Origin of the sequence: Okeania sp. SIO2C2, from assembly GCF_010692625.1 — a bacterium.
GTDB classification, from domain to species: Bacteria; Cyanobacteriota; Cyanobacteriia; order Cyanobacteriales; family Microcoleaceae; genus Okeania; species Okeania hirsuta.
The window spans coordinates 1-15,429 of sequence record NZ_JAAHGM010000012.1 but is presented as its reverse complement, the minus strand read 5'-3'; the positions used below and the strand labels follow the sequence as shown (position 1 = coordinate 15,429).

Genomic DNA, 15,429 nt, shown 5'->3' with positions numbered 1-15,429 from the left:
GCGTGTGAGTAGCATTTGATACTGCCGACGAACTTCTCAGGGGGTGATAAGCACCCCGAAACCTATACCAAAACTGGCTTAACCTGATCCAACCTGAAGAGAACAATTGAAGGGAATAATTATTATAATACTTAATAGCAGATAATATAGTAGCAATCTTAATTTTACTTTATGGACTGCCTCGTAAACATAAATCTGACTGAATGTATTTTATGAAATTGAGTGATTGTCACAATTTTCAGGATTTCCGAAAATTAGCGAAACGCCGACTACCAGGACCAATTTTTAATTACATTGATGGAGCGGCCGATGATGAACAGACCTATCGGCGTAACACTGAAGCCTATGGAGACTGCGATCTTATTCCGAACGTGCTTGTCGGTGTGGAAAATGTGGATATGTCAGTTGAGGTGATGGGGCAAAAACTAGACATACCTATCTACTGCGCCCCCACAGCATTGCAACGCCTTTTTCATCACGAAGGAGAGCGTGCGGTTGCGATGGCTGCTGCAGAATATGGCACGATGTTTGGGGTGTCTTCACTGGCGACAGTAACCGTTGAAGAAATCTCAAAAATCGCAAACACGCCGAAGATGTTTCAGTTCTACTTCCATAAAGACCGCGGCTTGAATGATGCGTTGCTTGAACGCGCACGAGCAGCGGACTTTAATGTGTTGGCATTAACCGTCGATACCATTACTGGTGGTAATCGCGAACGCGATAAGCGTACAGGATTTACTTCGCCACCAAAATTAACCCTTGACTCCTTAATAAGTTTTGCGACGCACCCAGCATGGGCTTGGAACTTTTTGACAAAAGAAAAGTTCGATATGCCACATTTGTCTGGCTATGTCTCGCAGGGAACGAATTTAGCAGTCTCTGTTGGCGATTACTTCTCAACGATGCTAGATCAATCCATGAATTGGAATGATGCTGAAAAACTCTGCTCGCAGTGGAATGGGCAGTTTGCACTGAAAGGGATAATGAGTGTGGAAGATGCCAAGCGTGCTGTTGATATTGGTTGTACGGGCATTATGGTTTCTAACCACGGTGGCCGTCAGCTCGATGGTTGCCGTAGCCCCTTTGATCAACTCGCAGAAATTTGTGATGCTGTTGGGGATAAAATTGATGTCATTTGCGAAGGTGGTATTCAGCGCGGTACCCATGTGCTTAAGGCGCTATCTGTTGGAGCTAAAGCATGTTCAGGTGGGCGATTCTATCTTTTTGCATTGGCTGCTGCTGGGCAAGCAGGAGTTGAGCGTGTTTTAGGTAATATGTGCACTGAGATTGAGCGTGATATGAAATTGATGGGAGTGACCAAGCTCGATCAATTGAGTAGAGATAATCTACGCTTTCATCACTCACGATGAAGCTGCGTAGGGTGGGCAAGGTCTAATGAAAGAATTGAGAATTTTCCTCCTTATGCTTGCCCGACCTACAAATCTACCGAGAAAGAACTGTATTCCCAAAAAATTTCTCATAGCTTGCACTTAAGTACAGGACAAAAACGGAGGAAGTCGAGAAAAGCGGGAAACTGGTGGTCAAGATTGGTGAAAATGGGGCGCAGATAGTCAAATCCCAAGCGAAATAGACTTTTGGCTCGCCTTTTGAGCGATCGCAGAGAAAGTTATCGTGCCTATATAAATATTTGAAGATTACACCTGTATGCTAGAATTAACTACTCTTAAACAAACAGCCCTCGATTATCTCTTGTCCAATCTGGAAGTATTTCCAGAACATCGTCACTTGTTTGAGGTTGTAGGTGCAACCTGTTTTGATAATAATGAGTGGATGATTAACATTAGTATTGTCGGTTTGATTGGTAAATATTGGAATGTTTTTGTCGATGGCAACACGGGAAAAATTTCACCAGACTGCGAGTTTAATACAGATTGTGAATACTTGAATGAACCTCATCAATATTCCCATCTACCCGACTATTTGAATCAACTACTCGATCGCCTTACGGTCAAAATTCTTAGATAGATTAACTACTGTTTTTATATATAGGACTTACGCAAAGAAACCCGGTTTCTAGGATAAATCCTTGTGTTGAGCAATAGACGTTTAGGAGAAACCGGGTTTGTGAGTTCTTCTGCGTAAGTCCTGATATAATAATGATTGTCAAAATCACAAAATTTAGCTAATATGAATTCCCTATTTACCGCCCGCACTTCCGTAGAACAGGTTGAAGAAGGTTTGTTACTTGCGCCCAAATTTGATGCCAATGGTTTGATTCCAGTTGTAACCACAGATGTCAACACGGGTGAAGTGCTGATGCACGCCTATATGAACGAAGAGGCGTTAGTTAAAACTATTGAAACTGGTGAAGCTCATTATTACAGTCGCAGTCGTCAGCAGCTATGGCATAAAGGTCAATCTAGTGGACTGGTGCAAAAAGTACAGCAGTTAGCTATTGATGACGACCAAGATTGTCTGTGGATGCAGGTTAAAGTAGCTGGTTCGGGTGCTAGTTGTCATGTGGGTTATCGTTCTTGTTTTTATCGCTGTATTCCTACGGGAAAAAGTGCTATTGATTCCCAGGAACCAATTCAGTTAATATTTACCGAAACGGAGAAAACCTTTGACCCGAAAACGGTGTATGGTGATGCTCCCAACCCAACACAATTGTAAATTTATAGCGCTACTCATTAAGGTTAGGACATTTCTAAATCCTGTTTTGCTGCGCAACATAAAAAGCGGAGCTTTTCCCTATACGAAAAACCCTTTGACAGTTTACTATTCCCTATTCCTGATTCAAGTAGCGCTATACTTCACAGCTTTAAAATAATTCAGCTTTATTAGCCTCCCCTTTCAAGGGGAAAAAAAATAAATTTTTTCCTTGAGCGTCAATCCTCTCCCTTTGAGGGAGAGGTAATTATCAATTATCAATTAATCAACTTATCCATCTCATAAATGGTTTTCAAGAATTAAAATAGGGCGGCTCCAGCTTCGGCTACGGCATGGTCTTGCTCTCCCGAACCTCCACTAACTCCAATTGCCCCCACTACTTGTCCCTCACTGTAAAGGGGTATTCCCCCAGCAAAAATCATTATTTTGCCATTGTTAGAGGCATGAATCCCAAAAAATTGTCCTCCTGATTGACTCTGTTCGGCTAAATCCTTAGTGGCCAGATTGAACGCCCGCGAAGTATACGCTTTTTTAATGGAGATATCGATACTTCCGATCCAAGCTCCATCCATTCGTACATGGGCTACCAAATTTCCTCCCCCATCCACTACTGCTATATTCATTGGTTGACCAATTTCGAGTGCTTTTTTTTCGGCGGCACTAATTACTCTTCTCGCATCTTCTAATGTAACCATGAATCCCTCCATTGGACTTGACCTTAGATCTCTGTTAATTTAGCTGATTGAGTTAACATATATTCAGACTTTAAGTACACTAGCAAATTACAGACTATTAGACAATACCATTTTATTATCTTTAAGTTTCAGTAAATCTCGCTATCAATTGAGCCAAATTTCTGTCTTAGCTAGATTTAATTTTTCTTTTACTAATGCGTCGCCAAAATCCTTTGACTACCTTGAATTGATCAATCGTGTGTAAGATAATAAATGCTAAAAAAGTATAAGCTAACCAAAAATGTATGTTTCGACCTAAGTCTACTAAGTCACTATTCTGGGGAAATAAATCAGGTAAGGTTAAACCAAAAAAGCGGACATTATTGCTTTTAAAGGAGTTAGAAAAAAAGAAACCACTAATAGGAACAGCCCACATAAAGATATAAAGAGAAGTATGCAGGGCTACTTTTTGCATCCATTTAAAACTATACTTGGGCAATCGCTTAGTATATTTCTTCCACCACACTTGTAATAGAGTTAAAATTCGCCAAGTTAATAAAGCCATTGCCAATACTCCTAGAGATTTATGGAAATCATAAAGTAAGTTTCGTCCAAATGCTTCTCTGGCAAACGCGACATAAAAGAACCAACTAAAAATATAATAATGTAACAATTAAACATCCACCAATGGATCGACATTAAATTTTGGTAAGCAGAATTTTTTCTCGGTTTGTTTGTTTTTGAAGCTTGAGCCATGATTTTCCCGCAAGTTATTTTACAGTGATACTATTTATTAAATTTTAACATTTAATATCAATTAGAGTTGTCGCTAAATAGATAGAAAAAATCGCTCAAATTAAGACACAGTAGTAATTCCATACGTTTTGCACTGGAAATTGCTAAAATCCTTACATGATAAGGGTTTAGCAGTTTTTTATAGTTATAAAGCGACAAGTCTATTGTAAATTTTTTATAAGAACTTTGTGGTCATTATTACTTGAGAAGTTTTTATAGCAGCGATAAGTTTAGACGAAAATCAATTATGATAGTAAAATTATTGTATTTTAAAATTTTTCCAGCGATCGCTCTCTGCTAGCCAATTAGTAGTAACAGAGCGATCGCCCGATCGTTTCTAAGTTTCAGTCAATCTCGGTATCAATTGAGCCAAATTTCTATCTTATACCAATTCCCAAAAGTAATGCTATACTTGATTAACACTTCAGTTATTAAGTAATTACATTGGTAGAATCACCTTTTTGCTGATTTGAGGCAAGTTAATGTTAATTATTCTTATCTTTACTTCTCCCCCACTCCCCTTTTCCCCTCCTGGGAGGGGGAGGGGCGAGGGGTGGGTCCCCTACTCCCCTACTCAATCAAATGTAGAAAAGTTTTTGAGAAATGGTATTAGCTAGGTTTAATTTTTCTTTGCACTCTGAAAATATCAGATATGGTAATGTTTATTTAGTTTATGTTAGAAAAATAAATGCCCAGTATGCACACAACAGCAATTGATTTTATACAGCGTTTTACAGGAAAGGATTTAAGCAATCGAAATATACTCGAAGAGTTTTCAGATCAAGTCATATTCTCTAGTTGGTTAAAAAAACAATATCCTAATACGTCACAAGAAATGTACAATGCCATGCTGTTGGTGGCACGACCCTATTTTGAGTATAAAGATACGCCCGTATACGTTGTATCATTCGTCGATACACTTTTTATTACGGGGCATAGTGACTCTAGCATAAGCTTTATCCGACCTAGTACTTTAGGCACTCAAAAACAAATGATACTTGATGTACCACATGCCGGAACCTTACCACCTTCTTGTGTTGATGGACTATTATCTGATGAGGTAATTGCTGATGAATCCGTATGCTCTAGCAATCCTTACACAATTTGGAATCAAGCAGATGTTGGGGTTTTGGAGGTATCTGGAAGTATTTGGCAAAAGAATCAAAATTTTGTCTGTGGTTCGGCAGTATTGACAAATTTAATTATCAGCAATGGCAATCGCGCCCCAGCAAAAGAAGGTAGAACTAATCAGGTCTACAATACACACACTTATCGTGGGACTCGTCTATACAAAGATATTTCTCAGCCTACTGAAGAAACAAAACTAGGGTTAAAAAAGAATCATGATTTGAGTATTGCTGTAGCTGGAGCATGTCGTGCTGCTGCGTATATGACAAATCCGAATTATCCTATTATCTGTTTAGAACCACATAGTTATTCAGCATTTTCCCATGAAATACTCGATGCGTTATTTTCACCAAAACTAGATGGCATGAACTTAAGTAAATTTGCACCGCACAATGGTGGTACAGATACCAAAGCACTACTAGATTATCTGCGCAATACCCATGACTTGAAATCGTATCAAGAGTTAGTTAGACCATTGGTGTCAGTCCTAGATGTCTCAAGTCCTGACGAGCCAGATAAATACAGTACGGTTAATCGATCTCAAATGGAAGCTTTTGTCGATCCCTTTATAAGCATGATACGGGAGTCTTCTAACAGACTACCCATTAATATTGATAATTGGGAAAAATCGCGTCCTGATGTTTATGGTGCTACCAATACCATTCTGAAAAGGTTAGAAGAAGTGATCAAAAAAGCCAATTATTATCTTGACATTAATGATGACAACCTAATATCAAAAACCATAAATACGGTGACAATTGAATATAATAGGGGACTTGTAACATCCAACGAAACCTCTAACATCCACACCAGTGAACAAGATTTTTACGAGCGTTGTCAATTGCTCGGTGCGGCATTTGTAGCCGGCATCAAGAATATGCAAAATCTGTGGTATTGACATCCTCCCGACGCTGCTCTACGAGACAGCGCGGGATTCCCTAGCCTCACTGTTAGAGACTTTCTGTTTCTTAGCACCAGCCCTCTGAGATTTACTCTCAGAGGGTCTTACAGTCGCTCCACAGACTGACACTGCGAGTCCCGCAGCCTTAAAACCTTTTATAATGCGTGACTCCTTTGATTGATTTGTTTCGTTATTGTTAGTATGGAGTAGTAATATGAAAGGTTTATGACTAAATTCTGAAGATTAAATAAGAGTTGCTCGAATTATCTGAGAAGTAGATGAGAAACAACTATTAACTAATCACAAAAAGTTCTCCGAGCTAAGGTATCATCAAGGATGAAGGGGTTATAATTCCCTTGTACTTCCTCTCCCTTTAAGTTCATCTCTGCTGTACCTTCTGCGATCGCCTGATTTCGTTCTAGTTCTCGTTCATCAACAGGATCTAATTGATTCCATTGACATAAAATGTCTTGCTGGTAGTTAAAAAAGCTTTGATCCGCATCATCAGGATAAATAGCCAAAAAGTAGAAGATGGCTCTTGCTACATCGCCTTTACGGTTTTCTCTTGGTTCAAATCTGTCTGAGGTAGATTCACTATATTCATCAATCACATCAGGTGATGGAATGTTTGATTGCTTTTCGTCGTCCAAATACCAACGCATTGTTTGCTCATCAGGTATTTCTGCAAAAGGTTTATTCCCACGAGAGTTATTAACTTTGGCATAGGAAGGGAATAAATTATGCTGGTCATCTTTGGCAATACCACCGGCACCTTGACTTTGCGGCCAGATATGTTCAGCATTAATGCCATTACCACCGTCATAAATAGTAATGCTAGGATCTGAAGGGGATAAAGGGTCAAAAGGAAAGGTAAAGTTAGTGTAAATGCCTGAAACTTCTCCGTCTTGGTTATCTATGTACCGATAAAGAATATCTCGACTGTCGCCATAACCAAGATGTTTTTGGGGTTGATAATTTTGATTGATTTGTTCTAGTAAGTCGGCTCCGGTTTGACCAGGAAAAAGAACATCGGCTAAACTGGGGGCAGTCCCAACAAATAAGCTTAAAAATAGGAACAAACAAACTAAAAAGCGTCTTGGTTTCATCAGCTTTCTTCTCATATTGTGTCAAGTTATTATCTTAAGCCCACTGACAATTCTATTCAGTTAAGTTTTGGTTAACAAAAGATTAATTATAATCTAGATAAAGTGATACGCATACTTACCATCAAGTCGATGAGGGTCACTGTTATTTGCATTCAAAATTCATCCTCACCTAAAATGTGGATGTTTTTGATAGTATTTTTAGGTGGGGACTTATGCGTGACATTTTTGTTAATGTTAATCAAAAAGAATATGAAAAAATTCAAGCTTATTCTGAGAAGGAAAACGTATCAATGGCAGAGGTTTTAAGGGATTATATCAAGAATTTAGATACACGGGGTTAAAACCCCCGTTTGCAAGGGGCTCACTGCCATCTGTTAAAACGGGATGGCTTTCTCTAGCTCACAGTTTTTTTAGTAACAAAGCGATCGCCTAATCATTTCTAAGTTTCGGTCAATCTGGGAATCAATTGAGCCAAATTACAAGGACGATTACGAGAATCTAGTTGCTCTTTGATAATACTCCATCCTGTTTGACAAGCACCACTAGAACCAGGTAAACAAAAGATATAAGTACCGTTAGCTACGCCTGCCAAAGTTCGAGACTGAATGGTAGAGGTTTTTATTTCTTGATAGGAAATCATCCGAAATATCTCACCAAACCCTTCAATTTCTTTGTCTAAGAGTGGTTTAATAGCTTCTGGTGTACCATCTCGTCCTGTAACTCCCGTACCACCAGTAGTCAAAATAACTTGGACAGATTCATCTCCAATCCATCTAGATACTACAGCACGAATTTGGTAAATGTTATCGGGAACAATAGTTTTTTCTGCTAATAAATGACCTGTTGTAGTTAAATTATCCACTAATATTTTACCCGATTTATCGTCAGTTTCGGTTCTTGTGTCAGAAACTGTTAGGACAGCGATTTTTAAGGGTAGTAAAGATTCGTTTTGGTTCATTTTTGTTATTTTTTAATTAAGCTAAATAGGGAAATAATTTTCTACTTCTAAAACACTTTTACCAAAACAACTATTGACAATTGTTGTCATGCGATCGCTGTTTAAGTTAGGCAGAGAATTGCTTATTGTTAATTCTAAATATCCTGAATCACGATAAACAAAGAATTTAACTTTATTGTTTTCCCATAGCCAAACTTCAGGAATCTTTAAGTATTGATATTTAGTTAAATCGTCGATACTGCTCTATAAAACCGATACAAAGCGTCACATAAAGTGACAATTTGATGTTTACTTCCTGCTTCTACTGAGGCCGTCGGCGGTTACTCATCCACAAGCATTGACGGTCAAGCCGACCGCATTTCTTAAATTTATACTGGCGTTTAAATCTCTGTCTATTGACAAGCCACATTCTGGGCAATCATAAGTTCTCAGATGTAAGGGCATATCTTGAACATGACCACAGTAGGAGCAAGTTTTTGATGATGGGAAAAATCTATCAACTACTACTAGCTCCGAACCGTACCATTGACACTTATATTCTAGCTGCCTGCGAAACTCATAAAATCCTTGGTCTGCTATTGACTTAGCTAATTTATGGTTAGCTAACATTCCGCGAACATTCAAATCTTCTATGACAACTTGGCCGTGGTTTTTGGCTAAGTATGTTGTCAATTTGTGAAGTGTATCACGACGGATGTTAGCTACTTTTCTGTGTAATCTCCCTATCTTCTGTTGCGCCTTTTTCCTGTTGGCAGAGCCTACCTCTTTATGACGATTTAGATATTGCAGCCTAGACAACTTGGCTTCAAACTTCTGATATGACCTTACGCTTTCAAATATTTTTCCATCACTTAATGTCGCTAAGGTTTTTACACCCAAATCTACACCGATAACATCAGTTTTTTTGGGCGTGGTTGTGGGATTAAATTCATAGCTACAACTGAGATACCAATCACCCGTTTGTCTACTAATGGTTATTTTTTTAGTTGTTGCTTCAATCGGTTCATAAGTTTTGACAATACCAATAAAAGGTAATTTGTGAGACCAACCATTAAGTTCTATTGGTTTTCCGCAATTATCAATTGTAAAAGAATCAGACTTACCTTTTTTCTTAAATCTTGGATATCTACCTAACCCTTGAAAAAACCTTTTAAATGCTTCACCTAAGTGCATGAAAGCGTATTGATAAACTCTAGACGACAACTTTTTCATCCAGGGTATTAGTGGTTTTGTGTGATTAGTAAAAACCTTTCTGAGTCTACGAATATTAGGTTTATAACCATCTCTGTAGGCCGCATTCCACAAACTTAAACCCCAATTGTAAACCCATCTACTGTAGCCTGCGTGTTGGGCTAAGAGGGTTTTCTGTTTGTTGTTTAATTTAAGTTTCGTTTTAATGGATTTCATGTATGTTTTCACACATTCTGTCTAATAGGGCTGGTTTTTCACTTTATTATATCTTATATCGTTATTCTTTGATTAAGTCAATACTTTTTTTTTAGTTGACAATTTTGATTTTCGAGAGGCTAGAAATAAAAGTATTATACTATACTGCTTTATAACATAAATTGAGTCTTATGCTCAAAACTCCATTGCGAAATGAGACTCGTTTACTGGGCAAATCTAAACTAATATATTCAGCCCAAGTTGTATTAGTCATTGTGCTAATTTGATCGCTTTTTTGTGTTCCAATAGTTAACATTTTTACTTAGGGGATATAGTTATTTCGTTACTAATCTAGAATATCAGACTTAAAAATCTAAATATAAGCCTAAAGAGCTATCTTATCATCTAAACTGATGCTCAAGAGTCCTATTTGGTTAAATGCCGCCCTTTTATTGCATACCATAGTAAGTAAAATAAGGGAGGCCAATATAGCAAAATGTCATGTGCAACCTCAACTGGAAAAAGAAACACAAAAGGTAGCGGAACTAACAAGCGCATCCAGAAATTCAAAAAAAACTTCACTAACCCATTTATGGGCAAACCTCGACACTCAATATGATCCACTATAAAATCATCATTCGTCCGATAGCAGCCTTTTTGTAGATCGACGACTTCTCCAAAATCAAAATAAGGAAATGGGATTGAAAATGCCAAAATTAAGCTCAACAAAAATAGACCCACATATATAAGGGAAATATTCTTTAAAAGAATAATCAATTTTTTCTTCATAGGATTTATGTAAAAATAAGTTGTACAAATTTTATTGGATAGTACAAAGTTCTCAGTAGAAAAAAACATTCCCCCTTGATTTTTCCGCCCTCCTCTGCTGAATATGCTGACTTTTTGTAGCTCTCTAATCAGCAGTTTGACATATTGAGAATTTTGTGGAATCTAAATAAGGAAAATTATAGTAGATAAGCGATCGCTCTACCCTTCCCCAAACACTTTTTTGAGTATACTTAATGTTTATCAAATTTAGGCTAAAGTAACTAATGATCCTTTGATAAATCTAGCTAAAAATGAATCGACGATTATTACTACATGGAGTTACAAGTAGCTTACTTTTGAATTTCTTGCCCTGGCAGGGTTTTCAGGCAAAAAAACAAAAGCTTCTGGGCTACATCCGAACCAATTGGAGTCGCGATCCCTACACATACGGCTCATATTCACACATCCCAAAGGGAGCTTCGCGGAGTGACATTGCTGCCCTGGAGCAGCCCATTGACAAGAAGATATTTTTTGCTGGTGAAGCTACTTTTCCAAAGCACAACAGTACAGTTCATGCTGCCTACGAATCCGGGCTTCGGGCAGCTAACTCAATTTTGGAAGGTAGTGCCGATAGAATTGCAATTATTGGTGCGGGAATGAGCGGCCTTGCCTCAGCACATAAACTTTCCACAAATAGTCGAGAAGTGACTTTGTTTGAAGCACGCGATCGCATTGGGGGACGGATATGGACAGATGATCGCCTGGGAGTGCCATTGGAACTGGGAGCGAGTTGGATTCATGGGATAAACGGAAACCCCCTTGTGGATTTGGCCGAGGGGCTAAGTCAGCGACTTATCCAAACGGAAAAAGAGGATTACATTATTCGAGGACGTGGTGGGCGTAAAATTAGGGACAGTGATGCCCCAGGATGGTTGGAAAATGTCGTTAGTATCCAGCACACGGCTGGAACAAATGAAGATCGAATCAATCAGTGGGCTTATCTCTTGGTGAATGACTACGACGGCCCCGATGTCATATTCCCAGATGGATACGCAGGTATTTTAGCAGCCTTCAAGGGTGACTACAAAATTAAATTGAATACACTGGTTAAGGAAATTTCCAGAACTCAAAAAGGGGTGAAACTGGGTTTTGAGAAAATTAATAATCAATCTTTTGATGCGGTTTTGGTAACAGTCCCCCTTGGTGTACTCAAAAGAGGAGATATCAAGTTCAATCCTGTATTGCCCAAAAATAAGCAGCAAGCTATCGATCGACTCGGAATGGGGACTTTAGACAAAGTTTATTTGTTATTCGATGAGCCATTCTGGGATTTATCAACTACCTGGATATTAACTCCAGAAAACGATCTTCCTCCGGGGCAGTTTAACCAATGGTTTAATCTTTATCCATACATTAAAGAACCTATCATTATGGTTTTAAATGGGGGACCACCAGCTTTAGCCTTATCGGCACTTTCAGATGAAGATGTTGTGCAAAGAGCCTTACAAACTATTTACACCGCCTATTTAGTTTAGAAAGGTTTTAATGAAGAATGCTAATCTTATTTTTATTTTGTGTTTGTGAAGTTTTGTATATGTCTGATTCTATTTCAAATGCTTGTATAAATTTTTCATAATCATCATCAGAAATCTCAAATTCTTTTAAACAATTTTTAAATGATTGTTTAAATGCGTTCCAATCAATAACACCCGATTTAAAAGTTAATATAATCTCTGATGATTGTTGTAATAATTTAATAGCTGCTTCAGAACCAAATACTCCATTAATAGGATAACGTTGTTCTAAAGTTGATTCAGAATGAAAGTATTCACAAATTAATCCATCTACTTTTGCTGTAGGTGGAATACTTTTGATTCCAATAATAGCACCTGTTATATCTACTTTTCCACTTAAATCAACGTTATCTAGTAGTGTATTACTAAGATTAGATTCTTTTAATTCAGCAGCATTTAATGTACTGCCTCTAAAATCCGATCCAGAAAAATCAACTCCATTTAGTTTTGCATTAGAAATATTTAATCCCCGTAAATTCATATCTTTCCAGTTATTATACTTTCCAATACGTTTTTGAGTAAGTAAATGTCTAATTTGTGGATTATCTAAATAATGTACTTTAAATCTTGAACAATCAATGTTTTTAATATTTTCCCAATTTGTTCGTATTGCTGTACATTCAACAAAAGTACTACCTGTAATATTAGTAGTAACAAAACTAGCATCATCTAAAGTTGAACGATAAAATTTAGTACCATGTATGGAAAGAATATGAACAAATAATTCAAAAATCCAAGCATAATTTCTATCTTTTTTTTTGATTGATCGATGAGTTATTATAGTTCCTATAATCAAACCACTTAATGCACCAAAAGCACGTCGGATAGTCTCATCAAAAGGGTGTGCTTGAGTTGATAAAAATAGATTTATAGCAATAAGCAACATGGAAAACAATATAATAGTAAAAAATATTTGTTTATTACTACTTTCATATTCATCCATAACTTTTATAAATGGAACAAATACTCCAACAATAAAAATAATACAAATTGCAATATATATGAAAAAACTTATTAAAACACCTTCGTCAATTTTAGAATAAGTATGAATTAATTGTTTTAGAACAGTATGGAGAGCAGTAATCCAAGCAGTAGATATAACAATAATTGAAATGTTTTTACCAATACCACGAATAGTAGGTAAATAGAAATAAAAAAGACAACTAATAAGAATACTTGCACTGAATCCGGACAAGGAAATTAGAACTAGAGATATTATCAAAATCAAAAGATTCCATGATGTTTTCACTCCAAATACGGCTTGATCAAATATTGCACCAGTTAAGTTCGCGCCAGTAAAATCAGCCCCTTTGATTTTTGCTATAGTGAATATTGCACCAGTCAAATCAGCATCAGTAAAATCAACATCACAAATAACTGCATTAGAAAAGTTGGTATCTTGATTATCTAAATCTTGAAATACACCACGCAGTGTTCTTCCTCTATTAGTTCCATGCATAACTTTAAAAGTAAATTTAATACCGATTAATACTTAAATACGCTAAAATTATGAAGTATTCCGCAAAATAATCAAAAAAAAACGTCAGATAATAGAGACATAGAGTATGTTTTTCCAATAATTGATTAAGAGTTAAACTTGAGCCAAAGGGTAAAAGAGGATTGACTCAAAAGAACATTTTTATTTATTATCCCCTTAAAAGGGGAGGCTTTAAACCACAATTTTTCGGTAAAAATAAGTTATACAAATTTTATTGGATAGTACAATTTTCTCAGTAGAAAAAAACATTCCCCTGGATATTCTCCCCCCCTCCGCTGCTCAAATTCCTGACTTTATTGTAGCTCTCTAATTTCCATTGACTAGATGTACACTTTTGATTATGATTAATGACTATCAAAATTATTAGGTAATTAATCTACCCATGACAGAAGCAAATTTGTCCAGAGAATTTCCCGGCGCACAACGCCCCCGTCGTCTCCGTCGCACTCCTGCTTTACGACGTATGGTTGAGGAAACCCAGTTAACGGTCAACGATCTAATTTATCCACTGTTTGTGATGGAAGGAGAAGGACAAAAAGTCGAGGTTGTTTCCATGCCAGGAAGTTATCGCTATACTCTAGATTTACTGCTCAAAGAAATAGAGGATGCTTATAATTTAGGAATTAATGCGATCGCTTTATTCCCCCTAGTTGCGGAAGATAAAAAAGACAACGTTGGCACTGAAAGCTACAACCCAGATGGGTTAATCCAAAGAACTGTAAAGGCGATTAAACAAGCAATACCAGATATTGTCGTCATTACTGATGTAGCTCTCGACCCCTATTCCAGCGAAGGTCATGACGGTATTGTGGGGGAAAATGGAGCGATTCTCAATGACCCCACTGTAGAAGTTTTGGTCAAACAAGCACTATCCCAGGCTGAAGCAGGTGCCGATATTGTCGCTCCCTCAGATATGATGGATGGGCGTATTGGAGCAATTCGCAAAGCTCTGGATGCTGCTGAATACTTTGATGTGGGAATACTTGCCTATTCTGCCAAATATGCCTCAGCTTATTATGGCCCGTTCCGGGATGCTTTGGATTCTGCGCCAAAATTTGGGGACAAAAAGACTTATCAAATGAACCCTGCTAATGCTAGGGAGGCCATCAAAGAGGTGGCTTTGGATATTGCCGAAGGTGCAGATATGGTGATGGTTAAGCCGGCGCTCGCTTATTTAGATATTATTTGTGAGGTAAAAAAGACAACAAATCTACCTGTAGCTGCTTATAACGTTAGTGGGGAATATGCCATGATTAAAGCTGCTGGTGAGAAGGGTTGGATAGATGAAAAAAAGGTGATGTTGGAAACTTTAACCAGTATGAAACGAGCTGGTGCGGATTTAATTTTGACTTATTTTGCCAAGGAAGTTGCGTTAATTTTGAAATAGGCAATGATGATAATAGTGGGGAATTGGAACAAGAATAGGAACCCACATTCCGCACTTCAAAATGTGATATCATGTCTGGTTGAATACTTATGAATAAACGACGTAGGAGTCAGGAGGGAAGAAAGAAGAAGGAAAAAGCAAGAAAAGGATAACGTTTTTTGATCGCTAATTATCCAGACATGATATAACCTCAAAAAAAGTCGCAGTGCAACACAAAAAAAAGACCGATAGAAATAGATATGTGTTGGGTTTATCCTAACGGATAAGCTGGCGCTAACGTTCCTCAACGCAATCTACGCAAACCCATTTTCTCAATGATATTAGTTTTTATGAAAAATCACAGACAAATTATTTGCAGGCATTTCTACCACCTCCACAAACCTTAACCCCTCCTTCTCCGCTACTGCGATAACATCTTCTAAATTTCTCACTCCCCACTCAGGATCTTGAGAACGCAAAGACTCATCAAAACTCTGGTTACTTGGTGTAGTATGTTCCGTTCTACTAAACTTACCCAAACTTACCCATGAATGATTGCATGAGCTTTGGAGCTAGCTTCCTGTCTCACAGAAGACCACTGACCGCAGTCTGCAACTTATCTTCTCCACAGGCTTCAAATCGGT

Annotated in this window: 15 protein-coding genes and 1 pseudogene; 8 read left to right on the top strand and 8 right to left on the bottom strand. The window is 37.7% G+C overall.

The window, feature by feature from the left end; genetic code table 11:
• The first annotated feature begins 212 nt into the window (after nucleotides 1–212).
• From F6K18_RS12925 to hisI, 3 genes are all read left to right on the top strand, one after another.
• Nucleotides 213–1,370, top strand: coding sequence for an alpha-hydroxy acid oxidase (locus F6K18_RS12925; protein WP_287521313.1), 1,158 nt, complete (start codon nucleotides 213–215; stop codon nucleotides 1,368–1,370).
• 295 nt (nucleotides 1,371–1,665) lie between these two features.
• Nucleotides 1,666–1,986, top strand: a complete 321-nt coding sequence (locus tag F6K18_RS12920; RefSeq protein WP_287521311.1) for a hypothetical protein — start codon at nucleotides 1,666–1,668, stop codon at nucleotides 1,984–1,986.
• A gap of 162 nt (nucleotides 1,987–2,148) precedes the next feature.
• Nucleotides 2,149–2,634 (top strand): phosphoribosyl-AMP cyclohydrolase, encoded by a 486-nt coding sequence (hisI, locus tag F6K18_RS12915; protein WP_071107395.1) that lies wholly within the window; start codon nucleotides 2,149–2,151, stop codon nucleotides 2,632–2,634.
• 296 nt (nucleotides 2,635–2,930) lie between these two features.
• Here the strand turns inward: hisI and F6K18_RS12910 are convergent, their stop codons facing one another.
• A complete protein-coding gene (locus F6K18_RS12910; RefSeq protein ID WP_124147642.1) occupies nucleotides 2,931–3,326 on the bottom strand; it encodes a heme-binding protein in 396 nt (131 codons plus the stop codon).
• Between the two features lie 166 nt (nucleotides 3,327–3,492).
• Entirely contained in the window at nucleotides 3,493–3,978 is a 486-nt protein-coding gene (locus F6K18_RS12905; RefSeq protein ID WP_287521308.1) for a cytochrome b, read from the bottom strand.
• 819 nt (nucleotides 3,979–4,797) lie between these two features.
• Here F6K18_RS12905 and F6K18_RS12900 point away from each other — a divergent pair.
• The gene (locus tag F6K18_RS12900; protein ID WP_287521307.1) at nucleotides 4,798–6,126 is read left to right on the top strand and encodes a hypothetical protein; all 1,329 of its coding nucleotides are present in this window, start codon (nucleotides 4,798–4,800) and stop codon (nucleotides 6,124–6,126) included.
• Between the two features lie 299 nt (nucleotides 6,127–6,425).
• Here F6K18_RS12900 and F6K18_RS12895 read toward each other — a convergent pair whose 3' ends face one another.
• Nucleotides 6,426–7,235 (bottom strand): endonuclease I family protein, encoded by an 810-nt coding sequence (locus F6K18_RS12895; protein ID WP_287521306.1) that lies wholly within the window; start codon nucleotides 7,233–7,235, stop codon nucleotides 6,426–6,428.
• A gap of 212 nt (nucleotides 7,236–7,447) precedes the next feature.
• Here F6K18_RS12895 and F6K18_RS12890 point away from each other — a divergent pair, with 212 nt between their 5' ends.
• Nucleotides 7,448–7,576: a hypothetical protein gene (locus tag F6K18_RS12890; protein WP_287521304.1), complete on the top strand. Its 129-nt coding sequence runs from the start codon at nucleotides 7,448–7,450 to the stop codon at nucleotides 7,574–7,576.
• A gap of 98 nt (nucleotides 7,577–7,674) precedes the next feature.
• Here the strand turns inward: F6K18_RS12890 and moaB are convergent, their stop codons facing one another.
• The 3 genes from moaB to F6K18_RS12875 all read right to left on the bottom strand — a co-directional run bounded on the left by moaB (nucleotide 7,675) and on the right by F6K18_RS12875 (nucleotide 9,895).
• Nucleotides 7,675–8,193 (bottom strand): molybdenum cofactor biosynthesis protein B, encoded by a 519-nt coding sequence (moaB, locus tag F6K18_RS12885; protein ID WP_287521302.1) that lies wholly within the window; start codon nucleotides 8,191–8,193, stop codon nucleotides 7,675–7,677.
• Nucleotides 8,194–8,517: 324 nt separating this feature from the next.
• Nucleotides 8,518–9,600: an RNA-guided endonuclease TnpB family protein gene (locus F6K18_RS12880; protein WP_287521300.1), complete on the bottom strand. Its 1,083-nt coding sequence runs from the start codon at nucleotides 9,598–9,600 to the stop codon at nucleotides 8,518–8,520.
• 139 nt (nucleotides 9,601–9,739) lie between these two features.
• A complete protein-coding gene (locus F6K18_RS12875) occupies nucleotides 9,740–9,895 on the bottom strand; it encodes a hypothetical protein (RefSeq protein WP_287521298.1) in 156 nt (51 codons plus the stop codon).
• Nucleotides 9,896–10,658: 763 nt separating this feature from the next.
• On the opposite strand from F6K18_RS12875, the pseudogene F6K18_RS36595 reads away from it, so the two are divergent.
• Both F6K18_RS36595 and F6K18_RS12870 read left to right on the top strand, forming a co-directional pair.
• A pseudogene (locus F6K18_RS36595) lies at nucleotides 10,659–10,952 on the top strand (FAD-dependent oxidoreductase); the annotation flags it as partial.
• Nucleotides 10,953–10,961: 9 nt separating this feature from the next.
• Nucleotides 10,962–11,882 carry an FAD-dependent oxidoreductase gene (locus F6K18_RS12870; protein WP_287521296.1) on the top strand — a complete coding sequence of 307 codons (921 nt, stop codon included), beginning with the start codon at nucleotides 10,962–10,964 and terminating at the stop codon, nucleotides 11,880–11,882.
• Between the two features lie 7 nt (nucleotides 11,883–11,889).
• On the opposite strand, the gene F6K18_RS12865 is transcribed toward F6K18_RS12870, so the two are convergent.
• Entirely contained in the window at nucleotides 11,890–13,380 is a 1,491-nt protein-coding gene (locus tag F6K18_RS12865) for a pentapeptide repeat-containing protein (protein WP_287521294.1), read from the bottom strand.
• Between the two features lie 421 nt (nucleotides 13,381–13,801).
• On the opposite strand from F6K18_RS12865, the gene hemB reads away from it, so the two are divergent.
• Nucleotides 13,802–14,806: a porphobilinogen synthase gene (hemB, locus tag F6K18_RS12860; protein ID WP_287521292.1), complete on the top strand. Its 1,005-nt coding sequence runs from the start codon at nucleotides 13,802–13,804 to the stop codon at nucleotides 14,804–14,806.
• Between the two features lie 320 nt (nucleotides 14,807–15,126).
• Here hemB and F6K18_RS12855 read toward each other — a convergent pair whose 3' ends face one another.
• On the bottom strand, nucleotides 15,127–15,324 hold the full coding sequence (locus tag F6K18_RS12855; RefSeq protein ID WP_287521290.1) for a DUF938 domain-containing protein: 198 nt from the start codon (nucleotides 15,322–15,324) through the stop codon (nucleotides 15,127–15,129).
• Between the last annotated feature and the right edge of the window lie 105 nt (nucleotides 15,325–15,429).

What these genes read in the sequence shown, in the direction of transcription:
- F6K18_RS12925 (WP_287521313.1), top strand. Translation starts at nt 213, where the DNA reads ATGAAATTGAGTGATTGTCACAATTTTCAGGATTTCCGAAAATTAGCG.
- moaB (WP_287521302.1), bottom strand. Translation starts at nt 8,193, where the DNA reads ATGAACCAAAACGAATCTTTACTACCCTTAAAAATCGCTGTCCTAACA.
- F6K18_RS12875 (WP_287521298.1), bottom strand. Translation starts at nt 9,895, where the DNA reads ATGTTAACTATTGGAACACAAAAAAGCGATCAAATTAGCACAATGACT.
- F6K18_RS12890 (WP_287521304.1), top strand. Translation starts at nt 7,448, where the DNA reads ATGCGTGACATTTTTGTTAATGTTAATCAAAAAGAATATGAAAAAATT.
- hemB (WP_287521292.1), top strand. Translation starts at nt 13,802, where the DNA reads ATGACAGAAGCAAATTTGTCCAGAGAATTTCCCGGCGCACAACGCCCC.
- F6K18_RS12900 (WP_287521307.1), top strand. Translation starts at nt 4,798, where the DNA reads ATGCACACAACAGCAATTGATTTTATACAGCGTTTTACAGGAAAGGAT.
- F6K18_RS12910 (WP_124147642.1), bottom strand. Translation starts at nt 3,326, where the DNA reads ATGGTTACATTAGAAGATGCGAGAAGAGTAATTAGTGCCGCCGAAAAA.
- F6K18_RS12880 (WP_287521300.1), bottom strand. Translation starts at nt 9,600, where the DNA reads ATGAAATCCATTAAAACGAAACTTAAATTAAACAACAAACAGAAAACC.
- F6K18_RS12865 (WP_287521294.1), bottom strand. Translation starts at nt 13,380, where the DNA reads ATGCATGGAACTAATAGAGGAAGAACACTGCGTGGTGTATTTCAAGAT.
- F6K18_RS12895 (WP_287521306.1), bottom strand. Translation starts at nt 7,235, where the DNA reads ATGAAACCAAGACGCTTTTTAGTTTGTTTGTTCCTATTTTTAAGCTTA.
- F6K18_RS12920 (WP_287521311.1), top strand. Translation starts at nt 1,666, where the DNA reads ATGCTAGAATTAACTACTCTTAAACAAACAGCCCTCGATTATCTCTTG.
- hisI (WP_071107395.1), top strand. Translation starts at nt 2,149, where the DNA reads ATGAATTCCCTATTTACCGCCCGCACTTCCGTAGAACAGGTTGAAGAA.